The sequence below is a fragment of the Streptomyces davaonensis JCM 4913 genome (genome assembly GCF_000349325.1).
Classification (GTDB): domain Bacteria; phylum Actinomycetota; class Actinomycetes; order Streptomycetales; family Streptomycetaceae; genus Streptomyces; species Streptomyces davaonensis.
In genome coordinates this window covers 8,479,554-8,495,613 of the sequence record NC_020504.1, presented here as the reverse complement: position 1 = coordinate 8,495,613, position 16,060 = coordinate 8,479,554, and the positions used below count along the sequence as shown (strand labels likewise).

The 16,060-nt window shown below is 72.6% G+C and carries 19 protein-coding genes; 8 read left to right on the top strand and 11 right to left on the bottom strand.

All coding sequences use genetic code 11. The annotated features are described in order from the left end of the window. Nucleotides 1–29: 29 nt before the first annotated feature. From BN159_RS37560 to BN159_RS37540, 5 genes are read right to left on the bottom strand one after another with little or no spacing between them, the layout of a single operon-like run. On the bottom strand, nucleotides 30–827 hold the full coding sequence (locus BN159_RS37560) for a DUF4255 domain-containing protein (protein ID WP_015662278.1): 798 nt from the start codon (nucleotides 825–827) through the stop codon (nucleotides 30–32). Nucleotides 828–869: 42 nt separating this feature from the next. Next, entirely contained in the window at nucleotides 870–1,589 is a 720-nt protein-coding gene (locus BN159_RS37555) for a hypothetical protein (RefSeq protein WP_015662277.1), read from the bottom strand. Next, nucleotides 1,582–2,301 carry a T4 family baseplate hub assembly chaperone gene (locus BN159_RS37550; protein WP_015662276.1) on the bottom strand — a complete coding sequence of 240 codons (720 nt, stop codon included), beginning with the start codon at nucleotides 2,299–2,301 and terminating at the stop codon, nucleotides 1,582–1,584. Before BN159_RS37550 ends, BN159_RS37555 begins: the two co-directional genes overlap by 8 nt. A gap of 20 nt (nucleotides 2,302–2,321) precedes the next feature. Next, complete coding sequence (locus BN159_RS37545; protein ID WP_015662275.1) at nucleotides 2,322–2,846, bottom strand: phage tail protein; 525 nt, start codon at nucleotides 2,844–2,846, stop codon at nucleotides 2,322–2,324. A 20-nt stretch (nucleotides 2,847–2,866) separates the two neighbouring features. Beyond that, the gene (locus BN159_RS37540; RefSeq protein ID WP_015662274.1) at nucleotides 2,867–4,732 is read right to left on the bottom strand and encodes a phage tail sheath subtilisin-like domain-containing protein; all 1,866 of its coding nucleotides are present in this window, start codon (nucleotides 4,730–4,732) and stop codon (nucleotides 2,867–2,869) included. A gap of 596 nt (nucleotides 4,733–5,328) precedes the next feature. Between BN159_RS37540 and BN159_RS37535 the strand changes: the two genes are divergently transcribed. After that, nucleotides 5,329–6,069, top strand: coding sequence for a YoaK family protein (locus BN159_RS37535; protein WP_015662273.1), 741 nt, complete (start codon nucleotides 5,329–5,331; stop codon nucleotides 6,067–6,069). 1 nt (nucleotide 6,070) lies between these two features. On the opposite strand, the gene BN159_RS37530 is transcribed toward BN159_RS37535, so the two are convergent. Continuing rightward, nucleotides 6,071–6,511 carry an RpiB/LacA/LacB family sugar-phosphate isomerase gene (locus tag BN159_RS37530; protein ID WP_015662272.1) on the bottom strand — a complete coding sequence of 147 codons (441 nt, stop codon included), beginning with the start codon at nucleotides 6,509–6,511 and terminating at the stop codon, nucleotides 6,071–6,073. Nucleotides 6,512–6,639: 128 nt separating this feature from the next. Between BN159_RS37530 and BN159_RS37525 the strand changes: the two genes are divergently transcribed. Beyond that, nucleotides 6,640–7,818 carry an NAD(P)/FAD-dependent oxidoreductase gene (locus tag BN159_RS37525; RefSeq protein WP_015662271.1) on the top strand — a complete coding sequence of 393 codons (1,179 nt, stop codon included), beginning with the start codon at nucleotides 6,640–6,642 and terminating at the stop codon, nucleotides 7,816–7,818. Here BN159_RS37525 and BN159_RS37520 read toward each other — a convergent pair. Further along, nucleotides 7,815–8,414, bottom strand: coding sequence for a hypothetical protein (locus BN159_RS37520; RefSeq protein ID WP_015662270.1), 600 nt, complete (start codon nucleotides 8,412–8,414; stop codon nucleotides 7,815–7,817). The two genes, BN159_RS37525 and BN159_RS37520, sit on opposite strands and share 4 nt — an antisense overlap. 208 nt (nucleotides 8,415–8,622) lie before the next feature. On the opposite strand from BN159_RS37520, the gene BN159_RS43010 reads away from it, so the two are divergent. Genes BN159_RS43010 through BN159_RS37500 form a run of 4 tightly spaced genes read left to right on the top strand, consistent with a single transcriptional unit; the run spans nucleotide 8,623 to nucleotide 12,078 of the window. Next, nucleotides 8,623–9,753 carry a sensor histidine kinase gene (locus BN159_RS43010; RefSeq protein ID WP_015662269.1) on the top strand — a complete coding sequence of 377 codons (1,131 nt, stop codon included), beginning with the start codon at nucleotides 8,623–8,625 and terminating at the stop codon, nucleotides 9,751–9,753. Further along, nucleotides 9,750–10,403, top strand: coding sequence for a response regulator (locus BN159_RS37510; RefSeq protein WP_015662268.1), 654 nt, complete (start codon nucleotides 9,750–9,752; stop codon nucleotides 10,401–10,403). Before BN159_RS43010 ends, BN159_RS37510 begins: the two co-directional genes overlap by 4 nt. Nucleotides 10,404–10,463: 60 nt before the next feature. Further along, nucleotides 10,464–11,009 carry a hypothetical protein gene (locus tag BN159_RS46465; RefSeq protein WP_015662267.1) on the top strand — a complete coding sequence of 182 codons (546 nt, stop codon included), beginning with the start codon at nucleotides 10,464–10,466 and terminating at the stop codon, nucleotides 11,007–11,009. Continuing rightward, the gene (locus BN159_RS37500) at nucleotides 10,996–12,078 is read left to right on the top strand and encodes a tyrosinase family protein (RefSeq protein ID WP_015662266.1); all 1,083 of its coding nucleotides are present in this window, start codon (nucleotides 10,996–10,998) and stop codon (nucleotides 12,076–12,078) included. The genes BN159_RS46465 and BN159_RS37500 overlap by 14 nt, the downstream gene beginning before the upstream one ends. Here BN159_RS37500 and BN159_RS37495 read toward each other — a convergent pair. Then, entirely contained in the window at nucleotides 12,057–12,653 is a 597-nt protein-coding gene (locus BN159_RS37495; RefSeq protein ID WP_015662265.1) for a rhodanese-like domain-containing protein, read from the bottom strand. The genes BN159_RS37500 and BN159_RS37495 overlap by 22 nt on opposite strands. A gap of 81 nt (nucleotides 12,654–12,734) precedes the next feature. Here BN159_RS37495 and BN159_RS37490 point away from each other — a divergent pair, with 81 nt between their 5' ends. After that, nucleotides 12,735–13,022, top strand: a complete 288-nt coding sequence (locus tag BN159_RS37490; RefSeq protein ID WP_015662264.1) for a metal-sensitive transcriptional regulator — start codon at nucleotides 12,735–12,737, stop codon at nucleotides 13,020–13,022. Between the two features lie 21 nt (nucleotides 13,023–13,043). Here the strand turns inward: BN159_RS37490 and BN159_RS37485 are convergent, their stop codons facing one another. Genes BN159_RS37485 through BN159_RS37475 form a run of 3 tightly spaced genes read right to left on the bottom strand, consistent with a single transcriptional unit; the run spans nucleotide 13,044 to nucleotide 15,485 of the window. Beyond that, the gene (locus BN159_RS37485; RefSeq protein WP_015662263.1) at nucleotides 13,044–13,796 is read right to left on the bottom strand and encodes a sulfite exporter TauE/SafE family protein; all 753 of its coding nucleotides are present in this window, start codon (nucleotides 13,794–13,796) and stop codon (nucleotides 13,044–13,046) included. After that, entirely contained in the window at nucleotides 13,793–14,116 is a 324-nt protein-coding gene (locus BN159_RS37480) for a rhodanese-like domain-containing protein (protein ID WP_015662262.1), read from the bottom strand. The genes BN159_RS37485 and BN159_RS37480 overlap by 4 nt, the downstream gene beginning before the upstream one ends. A 1-nt stretch (nucleotide 14,117) precedes the next feature. Then, nucleotides 14,118–15,485, bottom strand: coding sequence for an MBL fold metallo-hydrolase (locus tag BN159_RS37475; RefSeq protein WP_015662261.1), 1,368 nt, complete (start codon nucleotides 15,483–15,485; stop codon nucleotides 14,118–14,120). A gap of 122 nt (nucleotides 15,486–15,607) precedes the next feature. On the opposite strand from BN159_RS37475, the gene BN159_RS37470 reads away from it, so the two are divergent. After that, nucleotides 15,608–16,003 (top strand): TOBE domain-containing protein, encoded by a 396-nt coding sequence (locus BN159_RS37470; RefSeq protein ID WP_015662260.1) that lies wholly within the window; start codon nucleotides 15,608–15,610, stop codon nucleotides 16,001–16,003. Nucleotides 16,004–16,060: the final 57 nt, after the last annotated feature.

Here is a 16,060-nt window from a genome sequence, read left to right as displayed (position 1 = left end):
CACCTGCCCCCGCTCGTTGGTCCGTCGTCTCAGTTCCGCTCGCCGTCGCCCTTGGGGCGGGGCGCCGTACTCTTCTTTCGAGTGCGGGCCGGGGTCTTCGCGGGGGGCCTCGCGGCCTTCTTGGCGGGCGTGGTGGCAGGTGTCGCGTCGTCTTCACCTGCCGAGGCCGAAGGCTCCTCGGGCCGCGGGCCCGCGCCTGGCGGCACCGGTGCCCCCGGCGACCCGAACGGCAGCACCCGCACCACCGAACGCTGCACCGGCTTTCCGGGCACCGGGGACTCGCGGCCGTCGACGAAGACGAGGGACGCCTGATAGACCACCGACAGCGAGTAGGGCGTCTGGTGGAGCATCCCCCACAGCTTCGACGCCTCGTCGATGTCCATCACGGTCGGCGTGAAGCGCACCCGCTGCACGGCGTCGGCGAGGTCGCTGCCCGCCAGATACGGGCGCTCACCGGCCTGTTCGATGACGTCCTTGGGCAGCACCGGTATCTCGTGCAGGGCGCGCACGACGGCGCCGATCAGCCGTTGGCCGACCAGTTCGGCCTCCTCGCCATAAGCGCTGATCAGGAAGTGCAGGTCCAGGGCGGCGGCGGGGCGCTTGACCAGCGTGCCGTCGGACGCCCGGGTCGGCAGGTCGTTGTTGCGCTGCGAGGTGTTGGGCGTGACCTGGTACAGGAACACGGTGATGGTCGGCTCGGCGGGCGGGTCGGCGGGCGGCTTGCGCGGTTCCACCTTGACGGCCGCGCCGAACTCCGGCCCCAGATTGGACTCGATGAGCAGGGCGAGGGCCTGGGTGACATGCGCGATGACGAGTGCGTTGCTCATGACGTCCGTTCCTCGGTTCCCTCGTGGATCTCGTGCCGCATGTCACTCCCGTCCGCGCGCCAGGTAGTCGGCGAGGCTCAACGTCGCGCCCGGACGGCTGTGTTCGGGGGACCGCTGCCGGGTGCCGCCGGACGGAGCCGGTCCGGCCGTCACCTCCAGCCGCCCGATCTGCACCTGCACCACCTGCTCCGGCTGCCGCGACGGCCGACGGGCCGCGGCCTGCCGGACGGCGTCGCGGGCCGCCGCCGTGTCCGCGGCGGTGGGCCGCAAAGGGGTGGGCACGGGGGCGGTTGACGGGGCCTCCCTGCCCGCGGGGACGGTGGCCGGGCCCTTGTCGGGACTCCGCTCCTGCCGTCCCCGGGCCGCCGGGGCGCGCCGCGCCGGCTCGGGGACGGCCCGGGGCGCGACCGGCGCCGCAGGGCGTAGCAGCGGGGCCGTGAGCGGGACCGGAGTGGGGCTCAACTCCCGCTCCTCCACTGTGTGTTCCGTGCGTACTACCGTCCGCTCCCGTTCCGTGCGGAGCCGGACCTCGGTCCGCCCCGGCGCGTCATGTTGCGGTGCTGCCGTCGGCCACAGGGCGACAGCGGGCGTGGTCTCGTCCGGTTCCTGGGCGGTGCCCCGTACCGCCTCGACGCGTTCGAACGGGCCGGGGAGCCGGGGCCGTAGCCGGGCCACGTCCGGGCGGGGTGCCGCCGCCGGTGCGTGCCGGGCGAGCAGCCGGTCGAGGAAGTCGGGGACCGGCGTCCCCTCGGCGTCAGACATCCGCACACAACTCCAGGTAGTAGCGGCGGCGCAGCGGGCTGAGCGCCAGGATCTGCGGCTCGCTCCAGCCGTAAGCGGCGGCGAGCAGATGGACGTCGAGCAGGATGTCCCGTGCCCAGGCGTCCAGTTCGGTCCAGAGGTAGGAGGCGATGTCGAGTTCCGCCCGGGTGGCCTGCCCGCAGTCGGGGCAGGCCACGTTGAGCGTCACATCGGCGCCGGGGTCGGCGGCCTCGACCGCCTCGGCGATCCGCCGCTGGACCGGGGCGGGCAGGGTGCCGGCCGGTGCCGCCGTCCCGTGGTGCGTCGCCGAGACCACGCAGCGTGCGAGCAGGGCCGCGCGCGGGTCGCCGGACCGGGCCGCCGCCGTGAGGTCGGCGATGCCGGGCAGCCGGAAGGCCACCTCCCAGCCGCCCTCGGAGACCGTCACCTCCTGGCCGTCCGTCCGCAGCGCGAACTGCCCGGCGTCCAGGTCGAACTCCATGTCCGCACCGCACGCCGAGCACTCCAGGCGTACCTGCATCCGGTCCCCGAACAGCGCCCGGCGCAGCGCGAACAGATCCGATTCGCGTTGGCCCACCGGCAGTACCGGCAGTGCGGTGCCGTCGAGGTCCGGCCGGGCGGTGCGGTGCAGCAGCAGCGCGCGCCCGGCCGGGGCCTCGGCGAGTCCGGCCTCCCAGGTGGCCAGCAGTCCGGCCGCCCCCGTGTCCGTCATGTCCCCCGACTCCCCGTGTCTCAGGCCGGGTTGAGGAAGGAGGGCTCCTCCGGCTCGGGAACCTCGTAGTCCCGCTCCCAGCCCTCGCACTCCAGCTTCAGCGTCTGGATGGCCACCGCGTTGGCGTTGGCGTCCAGTTCGCCGAGGACCTGGTACTCGCTCGGCCAGGTCCGGTACAGCTTGTGCGAGACGGCGACCTGGCCGGCCTCGTTGAGGACCTGGATGACGATGTCCTTGCGGAAGTCGGCGAGCGAGACCTCCGAGCCGAGGCCGGCGCCGACCTGCCAGACCTTGTTGGCCCAGCGGTCGAACTCGGGGTCGTGGGTGACCCCGCGCTCCAGGGTGATGCCCTCGAACTCCGAGCGGCCCGGGGACTTGCGCGGCGAGGAGGGGTCGCCGCCGTGCCGGTGCTTGACGACCTCCGTGGTCCGCTTCAGCGGGGAGATCTTGCTGATGCCCGCGACCGTCCGACCGTCCCACAGGACCAGGAACTTGAAGTTCTTGTAGGGGTCGAAGCGATGGGCGTTGACCGTGAACTCAGCCATCGAAAATGTCCTCGGGATCCTTAGAGCTCGAACTGCCCGGACGTCTGCTGGATCTTGACGATCACGAACTCGGCGGGCCGCACGGGCGCGATGCCGACCAGGACGTTCACGACGCCGTTCGCGATGTCCTCGTCCGTGGTGGTGTCGCTGTCGCACTTGACGAAGTACGCCTCGCGCGGGGTGCCGCCCTTGAAGGCGCCCTGCCGGAACAGGGTGTGCAGGTAGGAGGAGGCGCTGAGGCGGATCTGCTGCCACAGGTTCTCGTCGTTGGGTTCGAACACCACCCATTGCAGGCCGCGTTGGAGGCTCTCCTCGACGTGCAGGGCGAGGCGGCGCACCGGCACGTACTTCCACTCGCTGTCGAGGGCGTCCGAGCCCTGGAGCGTGCGGGCACCCCACACCGTGGGTCCGGTGACGGGGAAGGTGCGCAGGCAGTTGACGCCGAGCGGGTTGAGCAGTCCGGTCTCCCGGTCGGTGAGGTCGACGGAGAGCGACCGCACGCCGATCAGGCGGGCCTCGGTGCCGGCCGGTGCCTTCCACACGCCGCGCTCGGAGTCGGTGCGGGCGATGACGCCGGCGACCGCGCCGGACGGCGGGAAGGCGCGCAGCCGCCCGGTGAGCGGGTCGGTGAGCTGGATGTGCGGGAAGTACAGGCCCGCGTGGTTGCCGCGGACGGCGTCGAAGGCGGCGAGCCCGGCGCGCGCGGTGTCCACGCTGACCCAGGTGCTCGGCGCGTCGACGAGGAGGAAGATCCGGCGCTCCTCGCACAGCCGCTGCGCGGCCGAGACGACGGTGAGCATGTCCTCGGTCTTCTCGTACGCCGAGATCTCCGGCAGCGCCAGCAGGTTGACGTCGGCGACGCCGCGCAGCGCCTGGATGCCGGTCTTGCCCGCCTCGGAACCGATGAGGTCGCGCGGTCCGGGCGGCGCGCCGTCCTCGCCGCCCTCCAGCGGGAACACCGGCGGGTTGACGGAGGCCTCAAGGCCCAGGTCGTTGGCGCACTCGCCGAGGAAGCGGACGACGTCCTCGGGGTCGGTGGAGCCCGCGACCACCTGGATCCGGCGGCCGAACGCGGTGACCTCGGCGCCCGCGAAGGCGTGCTTGCCGGGGGCGTCGGGCAGGGCGCGCAGCTTGCGTTCCAGCAGCAGCGCCAACTCGGCGACGGTGCACGGGGCTTCGCCGTCGCAGTCGGGGTCGTAGAGCGTGAACTCGCGCTCCACGTCACCGATCTTGACCGTCAGATCGACGGCCAGGTCGGGCAGTTCGCCGCCGAAGGGCTTGGAGACGGTGCCGGACGGGTCGGGGCGGCCCTCGCCGACGGCCTCGACGCGGATCAGCCGGGAGCCGGCGTTGATCACGGTGGGTGCGTGGCGGCCGTCGGAGGAGTCCATCGACAGGCCGGTGAAGCTCTCGCGGGCCTCGCCCCGGGCGTCGTACACGCGCAGGTTGAACGTGTCGTCGGGGCACGGGGTGTCGTGGTCGACGGCGACCCGGAGGCCGTTGCCCCAGACGCCGGGCTCCTTGGCGTGCACCTCCAAGGCCCGGCTCTCGCTGTGGCCCTCGGTGGACTCCAGGGTGACGCAGGCGGCCTTGCCGCTGCCGGACTTGGCGACGCGGACGATGACGGCGACGGTGCCGCCGTTGCCGAAGAACTGGTGGACCGCGTGACCGACGGCGCTCTGCGCGCTCAGGCCGCCGAAGCGGCGCTCGAACTCCGTGAAGCTCGTGACGCGCACGGGCTCGTTGAGCGGACCGCGCCGGGTGTGGCCCACAAAGGCGGTCACGGACGTGGTCAGGGTCGAGATCGTACGGGTGCTGCTGGGAAGCTCTTCGACGTAGACGCCGGGATACGTCGGCTTGGCGGCGCTCACCGCGCTCATCGGCATTCCCCCTCCTATCCCTGTCTCGGGCACCGGGACGAAGGCACCAAGAGAAGGCGGAGGGAGACGTTCCACAGGCGGTGCGCGCAGGGGCCGGAAACCTGGTCGGTGGTGGCCGCGCGCACCGCATCAAGTTCCCCCGTCAGTGCCCGGACGTATCGGTCCGCCCGGTCAAGCAGCGCGCTTGTGACTCCTGATGCTCAAGTGCTCGATCCACCCTGGTGTGTTTCGAGTTGACGCAACAAGACGCCTTCAGGCCAGCCGGGAAGGGGGTTTGGTGAAGGCGGCGGCGCGGCATCCGCACATCCTGCCTGCGCGCCCCGGCCAGGTGGTTCACAGGCTCTTCACAGTGGGGTGCCGCGCCGAAGCCTGCACAGCGGTGGAAGGCCCGTGCCCGCGTCCCGTCCCCGGTGACACGCACGTTCGGCCTCCCCGAGTCGTACACAATCCGGCGTGGCCGATTACACCGGGGTGACTCGAACACGCATGCCCTCGCCGGTCCGGTCCTTTCGCTCCTCCGGCGCACGGCAGGAATCGTCGCCACCGCACCCGGGGTACAGATGCTGCGCCTCCGGCTCGGCGGCTTCGAGAGAGGACCCGGTATGCGCAGGCTGCTCGCTGACGCGGCCCGTACGTTCGTTCCGCGCCGCGGCGATCCGCAGGGCCCGCTGCCGCCCCTGATGCTGGCCTTGACGCTGGTCACCGGCGTGGTCGACGCCGTCAGCTTTCTCACCCTCGGCCATGTCTTCGTGGCGAACATGACGGGCAACGTGATCTTCCTGGGGTTCGCGCTCGCGGGCGCCGAGGACCTGTCCGCGCTCGCCTCCGTCGTGGCGATGGCCTCGTTCCTGACCGGCGCGGTGGTCGGGGGCCGGGTCGGCGCCCGGTACGCGACGCACCGCGGGCGCCTGTTGAGGGCGGCGACGATCGCGCAGTCGGTCCTGGTCACGGCGGCCCTGGTGGTGACCGCGGTGGCGGACGGGGAGGTCACCACCCGCGTCCGCTACCCGCTGATCGTGCTCCTCGCGCTGGCCATGGGCCTACAGAACGCGACGGCCCTGCGCCTGAGCGTGCCGGACATGACGACCACGGTGATGACCCGGACCCTCGCCGGCCTGGCCGCGGACTCCACCCCGGGCGGCGGCGCGGCGGCGCACCCCGGCCGCCGTCTGCTCTCCGTCCTCGCCGTGCTGCTCGGCGCCCTGATCGGGGCGGCGTTCCTGGTGCGCGACCAGCCGGTCGCGCCGCTGGTCCTGGTGCTGGCACTGCTGGCGGGCACCTCGGTGACCGTCCACCGCCTGTCGACTCCGGAGGCGGCATGGGTCGTCAACACCGAGTGCTGAGCTACCCCTCCAGCCGCCCCAGGTGGGCCACGTTCGCGCGGTCCTCGGCGTCCTCGCTGGCCTCCGCCGCGAACCAGGCGTCGAGGATCTCCTTCAGCAGCGGCTCGGAGGTCAGCCGCAGGCTGAGGGCGAGCACATTGGCGTCGTTCCAGCGGCGGGCGCCGTCCGCCGTGTAGGCGTCCGTGCACAGGGCCGCGCGCACCCCGGGCACCTTGTTGGCGGCGATGGAGGCGCCGGTGCCGGTCCAGCAGCAGACCACGGCCTGATCGGCGGTCCCGGCGGCGACCTCGCGGGCGGCGGCCTCGGAGCAGACCGCCCACTGGGGGTCGTCGCCGGGCCGCAGCGCGCCGTACGGCACGGTCTCGTGGCCGCGCCGCTCCAGCTCCGCGAGGAGATGGCGGGCGACGGGTTCGTCCATGTCGGAGGAGACGGAGATCCGCATGCTCCGAAGCCTACTCAGCCGCCCGTCGAGTGATCCGGGTCACGAGCTGTCACAGCGATCGTCCGCGCGGTGTCTTGAGGCCGAACCCGTGAAAACGGAGCCCGAACCTCTGGAGCGGAGAAGACACCATGACCCAGCACTCCCACGTGGTCGTGATCGGCGGAGGATACGCGGGCGTCATGGCCGCGAACCGGCTGACGCAGCGCGCCGACGTGACCGTGACCGTGATCAACCCCCGGCCCGCCTTCGTCCCGCGGCTGCGCCTGCACCAGCTGGTGGGCGGAACCCACGAGGCGGTCGTCGACTACCGCGAGGTCCTGGCCGAGCGGGTCCGGCTGGCCGTCGACAGCGTGACCCGGATCGACCGGGACGGGCGCGGGGTCGAGCTGTCGGACGGCAGTGTCCTCGGCTACGACTACCTGGTCTACGCGGTGGGCAGCGTCGGCGCCGCGCCGCGCGTGCCAGGGGCCGAGTTCACCCACCCCGTCGCCACCCTGGAGGCGGCCCGGAAGCTGCGGTCGGTCCTCGACGACACCCCCGCCACGGCGGCGGTCACGGTCGTCGGCGGCGGCCCGACCGGCATCGAGACCGCCGGCGAACTCGCCCAGCAGGGACGCCGGGTGACCCTGGCCTGCGGCGGCGTGCTCGGCCCGTACCTCCACCCCCGGGCCCGGCGTACCGCCGTCAAGCGGCTCACCGGGCTCGGGGTGACCGTCCTCGACGGTCCCGGCACGAAGGTGACGTCGGTGACCCGCGATGCCGTACGCCTCGCGGACGGCCGGGAACTGCCGAGCGAGGTCACCGTCTGGACCGCCGGGTTCGGGGTGCCCGAGCTGGCCGCGCGCAGCGGGCTGAGCACCGACTCGGCGGGGCGCCTGCTCACGGACGAGACCCTGACCAGCGTCGACGACGAGCGCATCATCGCGGCCGGGGACTCGGCAGCCCCGTCGGGCCTGCCGTTCCGGATGAGCGCCTACGCCGCCGGATGCCTGGGCGCGCACGCCGCCGACACGGTGCTCAACCGGCTCGCGGACCGGCCGGCCGAGCCCGTCGACCTGTCGTTCCCGGCCATGTGCATCAGCCTGGGGCGCGGGATGGGCATCTTCCAGTTCGCGCACAAGAACGACACCGCGATGCGCCTCTACGTCGGCGGTCGCGCGGGCGCGAGGCTCAAGGAGATGTCCTGCGCGTTCAGCGTCAAGCACCTGGTGAAGGAGGCCCGCAAGCCCGGTTCCCACCACTGGCCCAAGGGCGAGCACCGCCGCCAGGTCCTGCGGGCCGAGCAGGACAAGGCACCGGCCGCCTAACCGCGCACGACGAGCGTCCGGGATCCTGACAGCGCTGCCGACAGCCACACCAGAATCGTGCCGACCATGATGTGCAGGGCGATGGTGAGCGGCGAGTCGGGCAGCGCGGTCAGGAACGCGAACAGCGGCAGGACGACGGCGTATCCCCACGACGGAACCCTCGGGAAGACGCGGGCCCGGATCATCGCCGCCCCGAAGGCGGCGCAGCCCACCGCGAAGACGGCCGCCGAGCCGAGGAGAACCGGGACGGTGGGTCCGGTCAGCGTCTCCTCGATGACCTCCTCGTCGAAGTAGAACAGGACCAGGTTCGCGGCGAACGCCCCACCGCCGAACAGGCCGAGCCCGATGACGTTCAGGGTGTGGGCGGTGTCCGCGTACCGGCCCGTGGCGGCGCCCTGCGCCAGATGCAGCGCGGTGAGCAGCGGCAGCGCGAACGCGGGCGAGACCGCGAGCAGGCAACTGGTCGCCGAGGTCTCCCCGGTGAACGCCTCGACCAGTGCGGACAGGGCGATGAGCAGTCCGGCGAACGCACCGCACAGCGCGGCCGGTCGAAGCCGGGGCGCGGACGTGGTCGCCGAGGTGGTCGCTGAGGACATGAGGTCCACTCCTGGTGTTCGAAAGGGCAGGTCGGGGCGGCAACGCTAGGGCGCGGGCGGGTCACGCCGGGAGGTGCGGAGCGGCGACACCCGAACGCCGGAAGTCACCATCCGCCGTACCGCTCACAGCCGTTCGTCATGTGCCGTCCGGCCTCGTCCGATCGGGCCCGCGGCGGCCTACCCTGGCGGCAACGGGCGAGGGGGGATCATGACGGCGTACGTACCGGTCCGATGGGTGGCACCACTGCTGTACGGCGCGGTGCTCGTCGGCGGCCTCTACCACGCGACGGTCGCCCCCGGCGACGGACCGTCCGGCTGGCGTACGGCCGGCTTCGTCACCGCGATCGCAGCGCTGTTCACCCTGGAAGCCGTCGCGAGCTCCGTCCCCCGACTGCCGCTCCTGCTCGCCCGCCTCGCCCTGATCGGCGCGGTGGTCGTCCTGGACGCCTCGGAACTCGCCCAAGTGCTGTTCGTCCTGCTGCCGTTCACCGCCTATTTCGCGTACGGCCGCACCGTCGCGCTCGCCCTTGCGGCCCTGTGCCCCGCCGGGCTGATCACGGGACTCGCGCTCGGCTCCCCCGGCTGGTACCGCGACCAGGAGCACATCTCCGACCTGCTCATGCTCTGTGTGGGTCTGGTGCTGGCGCTGTCGATGGCCGCCGTCACCGTCGGTGAGCAGCGCGCCCGGTTCGCCGTGCAGGAGTACGCGGCGCGGGTCGCGGACCTGTCCGCCGCCGCCGAGCGCAACCGGCTGGCGCGGGACCTCCATGACAGTCTCGGGCACCATCTCACCGCTGTCTCCGTGCAGTTGGAGATGGCCTCGGAGTTCCGGACGCTGGATCCTGAGGCGGCCGGGCGGGCCATGGCCGAGGCACGGCGCTCGGCGAAGCTCGCCCTGGGCGACGTACGGCAGTCGGTCCGGGTGCTGCGCGACCCGCCGGCGCGACCGGCGCTGGCGTCCGCGCTGGCCGGCCTGGCGGGCGACGGCGGGGCCCGGCCCAGGGTCACCGTCGAGGTGAGCGGTGAGGAAAGCACCTACGGGACGGCGGAGTTGACGGCTCTGTACCGTGCCGCGCAGGAGGGGCTGACCAACGCGCGCCGCCATGCCGGGGCTTCCGAGGTGACGGTGACGCTGCGGCTTGCGGCGGACGAGGCCCGGCTGGTGGTGGCCGACGACGGCTGCGGATTCGCGCCGGACGCGACGACGGGCGGGTTCGGGCTGCTCGGGATGAGGGAGCGGGTGCAACTGGTGGCGGGGAGCGTGCGGATCGACAGCGGTCCGGGGGCGGGCACGCGGCTGACGGTGACCGTGCCGCGCGGGAGAGGTGAGGCGGCATGAGCGAGGAGGCCGAGCCCGCCGTACGGGTGCTGGTGGTCGACGACCAGCGGCTCATCCGCGACGGCATCGCGTCCCTGCTGTCCCTGCGGGCGGGCATCGCGGTGGTCGGTACGGCGGCCGACGGCCGGGAAGCCGTGGCGCGGGCCCTGGAACTGCGGCCGGACGTGGTGCTGATGGACGTGCGGATGCCGGAGCTGGACGGCGTCGGGGCGGTCGCCGTGCTCCGCGAACGGGCGCCGGAGTGCCGGGTGGTGATGCTGACGACCTTCGACGACGAGGAGTACGTCGTGCAGGCGCTACGGGCCGGTGCGAGCGGCTACCTCCTCAAGGACCTCCCCGCCGACGAGCTCGCGCACGCGGTCCGGCTGGCCCACGCGGGCGTCACCCAGCTGGAGTCCTCCGTGGCCCGCCGCCTCACCGAGGCCCTGCCCGCCCCGGAGCCCCCCGTCACGGCCACGGCGGAACTGACCCCGCGCGAGATCGACATCCTGCGACTGGTGGCGCACGGCCACACCAACCGGGAGATCGCCGCGCACCTCTACCTCAGCGAAGGCACGGTCAAGAACCACATCTCCCGCATCCTCACCCGCCTCGCCCTGCGCGACCGCACCCAGGCCGCCCTACGGGCGAGGGACCTCGGCCTGCTGTGACGGACCCTTTTGGGCGTTCCGGGCTCGCGGGCCCCTGTCGAGTGGCCGGACGCTGGGCATATGACAACAGCCACTTCCCAGAGCACGACGCTGGCCCTCAGCAAGGGCGGCGCCTCGCTCGTGGACCTGCTGGTCGACGCCCCGGAGGTCCGGGTCGTCGTCACCGGGCCACGCATGCTCTACGACCACCTGAACCTGCTCACCACCCTCACCCCTGCCGACGGCTGCAATGCGCACCGCGTCAAGGAACTCGCCGACACCCTTGAGGGGGCGATCCACTGCGGCGCCATCGGGGTGCACCCCGCGGAGATCGAGGTGAAGTCCTACCGGGCCGGGGTGCTGCTCCGGATCGGGCTCGGACCGGCGAACATGTACCAGAGCGTGCTGGTCCTGCGCACCCGGACGGGAGAGACCTTCCGGGAACTGCTCACCAGGCTCCTCACCGACGATCCCGACCGGTACTTCTTCGCCGGCCTGCACGGCGTCCCGGCCAGCGGCCACCTCGAGCACGACCACTCGCAGGGAGACGACCACTCCGGTCACGACCACAACGGTCACGACCATTCCCACGGCAATGGAGGAGCGGGCGGCCATGGACATCCGTAAGAACGCCGTGGACCTCACCGCCCAGGAGCGGGACAAGTTCCTGGAAGCGGTCATCCGCCTGAAGAACCGCCCGGCCCCCGCCGGACCCGCGGGCGCGAGCGTCTACGACCAGTTCGTCGCCCTGCACAGCGCGGTGATGGCGGTCCACCCACCGGGGCACCCGGTCGGTGAGACCGTGAACTTCGCGCACTGGAACATCGGGTTCTGCGCCTGGCACCGCCAGTACGTCCGGCAGTTCGAGAAGGCGCTCCAGGCAGAGGTCCCCGGCGTCACCGTCCCCTACTGGGACTGGACCGATCATCCGGACGCCGTCGCGAAGCTGTTCACGGACGACTTCCTCGCCTCCCTGGGCACCGGCGCCCCCGCACCCGTCACGGACAGCGTGCTCCGCAATCCGGTACCCCCGGCCGAGCGGCCGTCCTGGTGGCCGACGAGCCCGCCGGGAGTCACCGGATTCCCCGTGCACCTCCTCCTGGAGGAGACCTTCGGCACCATCCTGGCCAGAGCGGACTCGGGCGAGCAGTGGCCGCCGGGCCGGGCGCACATCGCGGCGCTGGAGCAGCACGTGGTCAACCAGCCAGGCGTCCACCCCTTCTGGTACTTCTGGACGGCGCTGGAGGAGGGTTTCCTCGCCCAGGGCCCGGGTGGCACACCGGTGTTCGTCCCCGCGCACAACACCGGGCACAACTTCATCGGCGGCCACATGTCCCAGGCCTTCTCGCCCAACGACCCCGTCTTCTGGCTCCATCACGCCAACGTGGACCGGATCTGGGCGAACTGGCAGAACCGGCGGCTCGCGGCGGTGCCGGGCTCCAAGCCGCGGGACCACTATCCGCCGCCGACGGAACTCTCCCCGTTCAACCTGGAGCCCGCGCCTCCCGGACACCGCCTCGACGACCGGATGTGGCCCTGGGTGGGCACCGCCACCGGCTACGACACACTCATCGACGCCCAGGTGAAGCAACTCCTGCCGGACTTCTCCGGCCTGGGCCCGGTCACCGTGGCGGACGTCCTGGACACCGAGGCGATCGACACCGAGGGCTACCGCTACGCGCCGCCCGTGCCCTGAGCCGCGCGGAGCGCCGCCAGGGTGGCCTCCACGTCGCCGCCGCGCGGCCGGTTGTGCGGGAGGCGGGCGAGGACGGCGGCCATTCCGCAGGTGTTGGTGAGCGCGGAGAAGACCAGGCCGCCCGCGATGCCCGCCGACACCAACTGCCAGGCGGGGTGGACGAGGAAGCCGAGGAGAAGGCCCAGCAGCACCAGTGTGCCCGCCGTGAAGCGCACCTGGCGCTCCATGCCCCAGACGGAGCGGGCCGTGCCGACATCGGGCCGCCGGAGGTCATTGCCTTCGGCGGCCCAGGCGTTGGTGCCCCCGTCGAGCGTGGCGGCGGGGATGCCCTCGGCGGCCAGGATGGCGCAGGCGTTCTCGGAGCGGGCGCCCGAGGCGCACACCACGAGGAGTCCGGCGGCCGCCCGCAGTTCGGGAAGGGCCCTGCGGACGTGGTCCAGCGGGAGGTTGAGGGCGCCGGGCACATGACCCGAGGCGTATTCGCCGGGGGTCCGCACGTCGATGACGATGAACTCTTGCAGCCGGGCACGGGCCTGCCCGGGGGTGAGGACGGTGGGAGTGAGAGGAGCGGTCATGGCAGATGTGATCCTTGGTGTTCGACGTTGGCCCGAAGCGGGACGTACAGTACCCCTAGGGGTATTTCTGGAGGAGTGATCGTGGAACTGGACCTCGCGGGTGCCGAGCTCAAGGCCGTGCTGAACCGGCTGCGCCGGGCGCAGGGCCAGATCTCCGGTGTGATCCGGATGATCGAGGAAGGCCGGGACTGCGAGGAGGTCGTGATGCAGCTCGCCGCCGCGTCACGCGCCCTGGACCGGGCCGGCTTCGCGATCATCGCGACCGGCTTGCAGCAGTGCGTGGCCGACATCGAGGCCGGCCGCAGCACCGGCGAGGACGCCGAGCAGATGCGGGCGCGTCTGGAGAAGCTCTTCCTGTCGCTGGCCTGAAGGCCGCAGAGCCACAGAGCCTTACAGCATCGCGTCCCCCAGCATGAAGACCGCCACGGCGAGCAGGGCCACCGCGAAGGTCCGCTGAAGGGCCCGCGCGGACGCCTTCGCCGCGAGCCTCCGCCCGTCCCAGGCCGCGAGCACCGCCGCCCCGGCGAACGGGGCGATGATCGACCAGTCCAGACCCTCGGCGGCCCCGGCGCGCAGCGCGAGCGCGGCCAGCGAGTTGATGGTGATGACCAGCAGACTGGTACCCACCGCGGCCCGCATCCGCAGCCCCACCCCCGACACCAGAGCCGGTACGGCGAGGAAGCCGCCGCCGACCCCGAGCACCCCGGTGACGGCACCGAGCCCGGCACCCACGCCCGCGGCCCGGCCGGGCCGCGCGGGACGGTCCCCTACGGTCGGCCCCGGTCGGCCGGTACTGAGCATGCGCGTCGCGACCACGGCCGCGAGCACCCCGAAGGCCCCGGTGAGCAGGGCTTGCGGGATCCGCCCGGCGACGGCTCCGCCGACCAGCGCCGGCCCGATGCCCGCCGCCGCGAACGCCAGCCCCGTGCGCCAGCGGACCCGGCCGTCCCGGGCATGCGCGAACAGGGCCGTGACGGAGGTGAGCACCACGATGACGAGGGACGCGGTGGTGGCCGCCGCGGGGCTGAAGCCGAGCAGGTAGATCAGCGCGGGTACGGCGAGCACACTGCCGCCGCCCCCGAGCGCGCCGAGCGCCAGCCCTACGACGGCACCGGCGGCCAGGGCGAGTATCAGCGAGGTCACGTGCCGGCACCGCTCCGCACCACCGGCAGTCCGGCCCGCTCCCACTCGATCATCCCGCCGACCACGTCGACCGCAGCGACGCCTCGGGCGGCCAGGATGTCGACGGCCAGCTGGGACCGGTTGCCCGAGCGGCACACCAGCACCAGTGGGCGGCCGTGTACCTCGGGCGGCAGTTCGGTCAGCGCCGACAGCGGCAGGTGGACCGCCCAGGGGACGTGCCCCGCCTGCCACTCGTCGGCTTCCCGCACGTCCAGCAGCAGCGCCGTGCCGTCGTGCCTCGTTCGCTCGGCCGCCTCTCGGACGGTGATCCGGCGCTCCATGTCAACAGGCCCGGACGACGAGTCCGGCGCGTTCCGTGGAGTCGAACGAGTCGTCCACCGCGACGACGTCCCGCCCCACCGCGTCGAGCAGGGAAGCGGCGATCGCGGCCCGCATCCCGCCCGCGCAGTGCACCCAGACCTTGCCCTCGGGGATCTCTCCGATCCGGCGGTGCAGGGTGTGCAGGGGGATGTGGAGCGAGCCGTCGATGTGCCCGCCGGAGCGTTCGGAGTCGCGACGCACGTCGAGGACGACGACGCCCTCGGCCTGGACCCGGCGTGCGAGGTCGGCGAAGTCGGCCCGGGGGAAGGCGGCCGGGCTCTCGTCCGCGCCGATCCAGTCGGCGGGGCCGCCGGTGGCAGCGGCGGCCGGCCGGTCGATGCCGACGCGCACCAGTTCACGCTGGGCGGCGGCCAGTTGGTCCGCGGACTCGGCGAGCAGGGTCACCGGCTTGCCCCAAGGGATCAGCCAGGCGAGATAGGTGGCGAGTTGCCCCTCGGCCTCGAAGTTGAACGAGCCCGCGACATGGCCCTCGGCGAACGCGACCCGGCTGCGCAGGTCGACCACCCATTCCCCCGCTGCCAGCCGGGCGGCGATCTCCTCGGCGTCGGCCACGGCGGGCGGGGTGAGGTCGACCGGTCGCGGCCCGTCGGCGTTGAGCGGGCCCATGTGGGTGTAGTAGGCGGGGATGTCGTCCAGGGCGGCCAGCAGATCGGCGACGAAGGTGTCGACGTCCCGGGTGAGCGCGCCGTTGTACGCCTTCTCCTTGCCGATCGTGGTGGCGTCCCCCGCCGCCTGGGCCGAGGAGCAGAAGCTGCCGAAGCCGTGGGTGGGCAGCACCGGGGTCTCGTCGGGGAGTTCGGCCGCCAGGCGGTGCGCCGAGGCGTGCTGGGCGCGGGCCAGGTGTTCGGTCAGCCGCGGTTCGACCAGGTCGGGTCGGCCGACGGTGCCGATGAGCAGGGAGCCGCCGGTGAAGGCGGCGATCGCGGTGCCGTGCTCCTCCAGGACGTAGGAGGTGTGGTGCGGGGTGTGGCCGGGCGTCGCCAGGGCGCGCAGGGTGAGGCCCGCGTCGGCGTCGACGACCGCGCGGTCACCGTCGCGCACGGGGGTCCGGGCGAAGGCGACCCGGGCGTCGGCGGGCACCAGGTAGGCGGCGCCGGTCAGCCGGGCGAGTTCCAGTCCGCCGGAGACGTAGTCGTTGTGGAGGTGCGTCTCGACGACGTGCGTGATGCGCACGTCCCGCCGCGCGGCCGCCGCCAGCACCTGATCGATGTCGCGCGGCGGGTCGACCACTACGGCCGACTGCTCACCTCCCGCCAGATAGCCGCGGTTGCCGAGTCCTGCCACGTCGACGGTGTCGATGAAGAACACGCCCTGCGCTCCTTTCCGCTCGGAAATTACCCCCTGGGGTATACATCGAATGTAGCACGGGTACCCCCGGGGGTATTTCTGAGGGCCTGAGCGGGCACAGGGCGGCGTCTATCGTGATCGGCATGCAGTCCTACACAATCGGCCAGGCCGCACGACTCCTCGGCGTAAGCCCGGACACCGCACGGCGCTGGGCGGACGCCGGACGCGTGGCCACCCGCCGGGACGAGACCGGGCGGCGCCTGATCGACGGCGAGGATCTGGCCGCGTTCTCCGTAGAGCTGGCCAAGAGCGGCGGGGTCGAGGGGGACACCTCGTACACGTCCGTCCGCAACGCCTTCCCCGGCATCGTCACGGCGATCAAGCTCGGCGACGTTGCGGCCCAGGTGGAGATCCAGGCCGGACCGCACCGACTGGTGTCCCTGCTGACCCGGGAGGCCGTGGAGGAGCTGGGCCTGGAGGTCGGCATGGAGGCGACGGCCCGGGTGAAGTCGACAAACGTACACATCGACCGCACCTGAAGACCTCACAGATGAGGCCCCATAGAAACGCACATGCCAGACCGTCCTGTCACAGTT

Bases quoted from the DNA above. Each gene is read 5' to 3' on its own strand.
- BN159_RS37560 (WP_015662278.1), bottom strand. From the start codon at position 827: ATGAGCAACGCACTCGTCATCGCGCATGTCACCCAGGCCCTCGCCCTG.
- BN159_RS37555 (WP_015662277.1), bottom strand. From the start codon at position 1,589: ATGTCTGACGCCGAGGGGACGCCGGTCCCCGACTTCCTCGACCGGCTG.
- BN159_RS37550 (WP_015662276.1), bottom strand. From the start codon at position 2,301: ATGACGGACACGGGGGCGGCCGGACTGCTGGCCACCTGGGAGGCCGGA.
- BN159_RS37545 (WP_015662275.1), bottom strand. From the start codon at position 2,846: ATGGCTGAGTTCACGGTCAACGCCCATCGCTTCGACCCCTACAAGAAC.
- BN159_RS37540 (WP_015662274.1), bottom strand. From the start codon at position 4,732: ATGCCGATGAGCGCGGTGAGCGCCGCCAAGCCGACGTATCCCGGCGTC.
- BN159_RS37535 (WP_015662273.1), top strand. From the start codon at position 5,329: ATGCGCAGGCTGCTCGCTGACGCGGCCCGTACGTTCGTTCCGCGCCGC.
- BN159_RS37530 (WP_015662272.1), bottom strand. From the start codon at position 6,511: ATGCGGATCTCCGTCTCCTCCGACATGGACGAACCCGTCGCCCGCCAT.
- BN159_RS37525 (WP_015662271.1), top strand. From the start codon at position 6,640: ATGACCCAGCACTCCCACGTGGTCGTGATCGGCGGAGGATACGCGGGC.
- BN159_RS37520 (WP_015662270.1), bottom strand. From the start codon at position 8,414: ATGTCCTCAGCGACCACCTCGGCGACCACGTCCGCGCCCCGGCTTCGA.
- BN159_RS43010 (WP_015662269.1), top strand. From the start codon at position 8,623: ATGACGGCGTACGTACCGGTCCGATGGGTGGCACCACTGCTGTACGGC.
- BN159_RS37510 (WP_015662268.1), top strand. From the start codon at position 9,750: ATGAGCGAGGAGGCCGAGCCCGCCGTACGGGTGCTGGTGGTCGACGAC.
- BN159_RS46465 (WP_015662267.1), top strand. From the start codon at position 10,464: ATGACAACAGCCACTTCCCAGAGCACGACGCTGGCCCTCAGCAAGGGC.
- BN159_RS37500 (WP_015662266.1), top strand. From the start codon at position 10,996: ATGGACATCCGTAAGAACGCCGTGGACCTCACCGCCCAGGAGCGGGAC.
- BN159_RS37495 (WP_015662265.1), bottom strand. From the start codon at position 12,653: ATGACCGCTCCTCTCACTCCCACCGTCCTCACCCCCGGGCAGGCCCGT.
- BN159_RS37480 (WP_015662262.1), bottom strand. From the start codon at position 14,116: ATGGAGCGCCGGATCACCGTCCGAGAGGCGGCCGAGCGAACGAGGCAC.
- BN159_RS37470 (WP_015662260.1), top strand. From the start codon at position 15,608: ATGCAGTCCTACACAATCGGCCAGGCCGCACGACTCCTCGGCGTAAGC.